At 46.8% G+C, this 716-nt stretch carries 1 protein-coding gene; it reads left to right on the forward strand.

Annotated elements, in window-relative coordinates; genetic code table 11:
* Positions 1 to 249 precede the first annotated feature (249 nt).
* On the forward strand, positions 250 to 716 hold a 467-nt coding region (locus K5Q58_RS20625), incomplete at its 3' end, for an alkaline phosphatase (RefSeq protein WP_220755724.1).

The raw sequence follows: 716 nt of genomic DNA on the forward strand, positions 1-716 counted from the left end.
ACGTCTAGTGACCTTCCCCTATGAGAGCCATAGCTATAAAGCAAAAGAGTCAATTATGCACATGCTATGGGAGCAGGAGAACTGGCTTGAACTCTATCTAAAAAAGCCGGATACGGCGCAAGCTAGCGCTCAATTTGAACCAAGCCGACCAAACAAAGCATACGTGACATTCCACTAGTGACGGCGGTGGCTAACAGTATCAATCTTTAAGTTAGCCACAGACTCTTGAATATTTAGGACAGTCTGGACATGACAAACTCAAATTCGATAACTCGCTTATCGGCTATTAACTCAAACCTAGGTCTGTTTAGTGCCTACCTATTAAGTACAGCTCTATTATGTACTGCGCTATTAAGCAAAGAGGCCGCTGCGGAAACTGACGACCCCTTCGCACCTATTATTGCAGCTGAATACCTACCTAAGAATATTATCTACTTAATTGGTGACGGTATGGGGCCAGCTTATACCAGTGCCTATCGCTACTATAGTGATAACCCACAAACCCAAAGAGTCGAGAAGACTATCTTCGATAAGCTACTGGTTGGCATGTCGAGTACCTATCCAGACGATGACACCTATGTCACCGACTCGGCAGCCGCAGCGACGGCACTCGCTACTAGCTATAAGAGCTATAATGGCGCAATCTCCGTTGACCACCAGCACGGGCCGTTTCCCACACTACTTGAGATGGCAAAAACGCAGGGGAAGACGACTGC

The sequence above is a fragment of the Shewanella sp. KT0246 genome (assembly GCF_019654955.1).
Lineage (GTDB): Bacteria > Pseudomonadota > Gammaproteobacteria > Enterobacterales > Shewanellaceae > Shewanella > Shewanella goraebulensis.